The sequence below is a fragment of the Hydrocoleum sp. CS-953 genome (genome assembly GCF_002260545.1).
Lineage (GTDB): Bacteria > Cyanobacteriota > Cyanobacteriia > Cyanobacteriales > Microcoleaceae > Trichodesmium.
The window spans coordinates 1-4,429 of record NZ_LGSU01000729.1 but is presented as its reverse complement, the minus strand read 5'-3'; the positions used below and the strand labels follow the sequence as shown (position 1 = coordinate 4,429).

General features: G+C 37.7%; 3 protein-coding genes. 2 read left to right on the top strand and 1 reads right to left on the bottom strand.

The features are described from left to right. Window positions 1–298: 298 nt before the first annotated feature. Complete coding sequence (locus AFK68_RS08660; RefSeq protein ID WP_094672384.1) at window positions 299–862, bottom strand: DciA family protein; 564 nt, start codon at window positions 860–862, stop codon at window positions 299–301. Between the two features lie 575 nt (window positions 863–1,437). Between AFK68_RS08660 and AFK68_RS08655 the strand changes: the two genes are divergently transcribed. After that, the gene (locus tag AFK68_RS08655; protein ID WP_094672383.1) at window positions 1,438–2,691 is read left to right on the top strand and encodes a hypothetical protein; all 1,254 of its coding nucleotides are present in this window, start codon (window positions 1,438–1,440) and stop codon (window positions 2,689–2,691) included. A 434-nt stretch (window positions 2,692–3,125) separates the two neighbouring features. Then, a complete protein-coding gene (locus AFK68_RS08650) occupies window positions 3,126–3,860 on the top strand; it encodes a PspA/IM30 family protein (RefSeq protein WP_094672382.1) in 735 nt (244 codons plus the stop codon). The last annotated feature ends 569 nt before the right edge of the window (window positions 3,861–4,429 follow it).

Genomic DNA, 4,429 nt, shown 5'->3' with positions numbered 1-4,429 from the left:
CTCCTGTAGGGATTTTGTATGCAACGTCCCTACCCCTACTCCCCCCCTACCCTACTCAATAAAATGTAGAAAAGTTTTTGAGAAATGGTATTACAGGAGTTGGAAGAAGTTATACCATTTCACTCAATACCGCTCGCAGATCAAGCCTTAATAATAAAACGTTGGTCAACCCTTTGGTTGAAAAGTTTTCCGAAGTGAGGGTAGCCATTTCCCTATTACCTAGAGCTACCATCATTTTGTGAGATTCTGAAAGTGAAGTGTTATTAGTACCTTGTTTCCCCTCCCCTACTCCCTACTTCTATCCCGATGACCACTGCTTAGTGGCGCAAATTGCACAGACTGACCAACGTTCGATTTCTCCAGGGGGAGTAGGAGATTGGCATTGAGGACAAAGGGGTAAACTCTGAGAACGGTTCTTTATAGCTTTCGCCCAATTTTGAAAGGTGGTCTGAGGATTTTGATTTTTGGGAGTAGAGTTGGCCAGGGATGGTGGGTTCAACTGAGGAATCATGCTAGGATGCTTTTGCCAATCATTTTTTTCATTTTGGAGTGATTGATTGAGAGGGTAATGATTATGCCATCGAGCTGGAGAGAATCGAATATCATCTAGAGGTATAGACAAAAGGTGGTTTAGCTTTTCTAAAAGTTGGGGAACTAGGAAACGAAGTTCTTGAGACAAGGCAGCACTGGATGTTGCTACATATAAAACACGTCGCTCAATGTATAATGGTTTGGTTTCCCTAGCCATTACTCCTAAAATTTGTTCCCAAGATTCTGTCAGCTTCAGAAAATGTTGTTGTTGGGGCGATCGCTCCATAATTTTGAGATTGCCTAAAATATGATTGAGAGACTGAAAATCCATATTTGATAAACTCTAGCTCAAGGTAGTAGGGAGGGTTGAAAACCAAAATCGACACGTTTCAAAGTTCGTTGTGAAGTTTGAGAACCTAATTTTTGATACTACGTCCATACCTTATTAAATTTAGGTAAGCAATTTTGTTGTTTGTAATAAATTAACAGAATGATTCAACTTTTGATATTGAGTCTTACGGTTAGCTACAGCAGCACTTTACAGACAGCATTAGATATGTCTGGCCTAGTGCATTAACACTTCCTGTTAGTTATTAGGATAAAGTCTGTATGTTATAGAAGCTCTAACCGTATCTCCAGAAAATAGGTCCAAGTCGAGAAGTAATTGATAAAAAATTGGTAATAATTGATTTGATGATTAAATTTTGGGAAATATCTAATACACCCCATCTCTCCACACTCCCCCACTCCCCTACTCTCAATCTATAATTTTAAATAAATCCCATAGATCCCAAATGCATTCTATAAGCCTTGTGACCATTTGTTCCACTGTGCTAACCTTTGATTACTATATTAATTGAATCGAATATTAGGTCAAGTTAATGATTAACTAGCAGGAGTTATTAAATGAGTCAAAATTCGATAGTTAAGTCTACTAAAAATTCTACCCAAGAATTAAATCGGACTTTGCAAGCTGTCATGGAAAGTTTGGATGTAGAGCTAGAAGCAGAACTAACAAGATATCGCAAGTACCGTAGGGAAACAGAAAAGTCGCAAGTTTCTCAGAAAAATATTAATAAACAAATTTATAAAACACCCGAATTAATGTCTCTATTACCAGTGGAGGATCAAACACTCTCCTCATTGTCTTTATCTGATATGGACTCATTATTGGAAAACTCTGAAACATCTAATACTTCTGCTAAGAAAGCTTCACCATTGGCTATTGATCCTCCCAGCCCTACAGAAATTAGCATGGCTAAAAAAGGTGATGTAGAAAATCATGATGGTGAGAAACAGACATCTCAATTAAGTGACAATAATTCTAAAGCACCAGATAACTATCTGGAATCTTCAGAGAAACTTCTAGAGAGTTTAGATAAATTAAAATCAAGTCATCAGAACCAATCTAATTATTTAGCAAGTTTGTTGACTCCCTTGGGAATAGTTTCAATGTTTCTGTTCTTTATCTCTTGTACTACTTTGGGCTATGTTGTAAAGCACCCATCAGTTCTCAGCAATCTTGGTTTAGATCGTTTTTTCAAAGGTACTTCTGCTCAAACAAATACAGATAAGACTACTACTGATAATGTTGAAGATAGGCAGGAGAAACCTTTACCGAAATCTCCTGACTTGGCATCTCAAGAGTTTGTAGATTTAGATTTGAATACTCTAAGTAATGTTAATCCTAAACCTAGTCAGTTCCCATCCCCTACGACAAAAGTCAAACCTGTAGTACCACCACCAATATCGGGAAGTGTTAATACTACTTCACAATCTAATAAAGCAACTGCAAAACTGGATAATCTCAGTACTACTTTATTGCCTCAGTCTGCCCCATCTACTGTAGTTACTTTATCTTCTCCAACTCCATCCCCAATAGTTAAACCTTCCCCAGAAATTTCTAGTAGTTCTCAAATAACTAACCCAATTAAATCAGATGATGGTTGGTATTATGTTGTTCTGGATTATGTGAATGAAGAATCTTTGTATAAAGCGCAGCAAATAATTTCAGATGCTTATATTCGTGAAACATCTAATGGCATGAAGATACAGATGGGGGCATTTTGGGAACCAGAAAGAGCAAAAATGTTTCTTCAAGAATTACGCCAAGAAGGACTGGATGCCAAATATTACAAGTTGAAACCTGAGAATTATTAATTAGGGAAGGGAAGAAAGGGATTATTAAGAAATGACTGGAGAGTATAGTTATTTGGTGTTGGTGAAATAAGGTATGAAATTCCTAAATTTATATAGCGCTACGCGCTAGGGAATAGGGAATAGGGAATAGGGAATAGGGAATAGGGAATTTTTAAAGGGTTTTCCTAGGTCATGCTGCGCAAACAGGATTTAGAAATGTCCTAACCTTAATGCGTAGGGTTATAATGTGTAAATCAGACGTATTTTTCCTCTAACTGACCCGGACAAAGAAAAATCTCCTTTCTAACTCTTGACTCCTAACTACTGTAAAATAATACTTTTATTCACCAACGCCAGTTATTCCTGTCTCCAATAAGTATAAAAGCTAAAGCACGAAAATGAATTACTCCTGGAGACTTTATGAGCAAAAATTATAATAAATATGGAGAGTCTTGATGGGAATTTTTGACCGCCTTTGGCGGATAATTCGGGCTAATATAAATACTTTGGTTTCTGGTGCTGAAGATCCAGAGAAGGTTCTGGAGCAGACAGTAAAAGATATGCAGAATGACCTGGTGAAACTACGCCAAGCAGTGGCACAGGCCATCGCTACTCAAAAAGGCACAGAAAGACAATGTTACCAAGCTCAATCTACTGCTGATGAATGGTATAGACGAGCGCAGTTGGCTTTACAAAAAGGCCAGGAAAATTTGGCGCGGGAAGCTCTTACTAGACGCAAGTCATACCAAGAAATAGCTACCGTGATGAAGGTTCAGGTGGAGCAGCAAAAACAGGTGGTGGAAAAGCTGAAGCAAAATATGAGGCAGTTGGAGCAGAAAATTAGTGAAGCAAAATTAAAAAAGAATATGTATATTGCTAGGGCACGTTCTGCTAGGGCTTCAGAAAAACTGAATGAAATTTTAGGATCGGTAAATACTGGTAATACTCTGAGTGCTTTTGAGCAGATGGAAGAGAAAATAATGCAGCTTGAGGCTAAGTCTGAGGCGATGGCTGAGTTAGGAACTGATAGTTTAGAGAAAGAGTTTGTATCTTTGGAAAGAGATGATAATGATATTGAGACTCAGTTGGAGGCAATGAAGGCGGAAATGTTGCCTAGAGGGGCAAATTCTCAATTGCCTCATCAAAAAGGTTCCTATCTGAAACAATCAGACACTGGTGAAGTATCCTAAAAACAAGATTTCGAGGGCTAAAAGTAAAATTTAGGTGAGCTTTAGTTAGGGAATAGCAAAAAATAAATTATCCAATTTTTGAACTAGACCCTGAAAGTTTCGCTACCTAATTTTCCTACTCACTATTCCCTCAATTCAGGGTAATTGTATCTTTTGTTGATTTGGAAGTCCCTTCGTCTCACCCTTGCAAAACCATAAACTATGTCAGAAAACTCAACATCCTTTGTTAAAGATGAATTGACAGGATAACATCAAATCAATTTGAGAAAACTTTTGTGCCCACATTCGGCACTATAGACTGTATTATTAAAGGTTACATAAAATCCTCTAGTGAATCAAGTATAATACCAGTTTGATAAATCTTTACTACAAATATTTAGGTTACTGCTTAGGAGTTAGGAGTCTCTCTGTAAGCATTCAGCCATCAGCTAGCCTCCTAGGTCGGAACTACGTTTTTCATGTCGCGCAGCGAAACAGCCATCAGCTATTAGCTATTGCTTTTGGTGGACGATAAAAGCTTTATTGATTGAACCAGAATTAAATCTTATTACAAAAGTCTGCTCCCTTGA

Coding starts and splice junctions, on each gene's coding strand:
- AFK68_RS08650 (WP_094672382.1), top strand. CDS start 3,126: ATGGGAATTTTTGACCGCCTTTGGCGGATAATTCGGGCTAATATAAAT.
- AFK68_RS08660 (WP_094672384.1), bottom strand. CDS start 862: ATGGATTTTCAGTCTCTCAATCATATTTTAGGCAATCTCAAAATTATG.
- AFK68_RS08655 (WP_094672383.1), top strand. CDS start 1,438: ATGAGTCAAAATTCGATAGTTAAGTCTACTAAAAATTCTACCCAAGAA.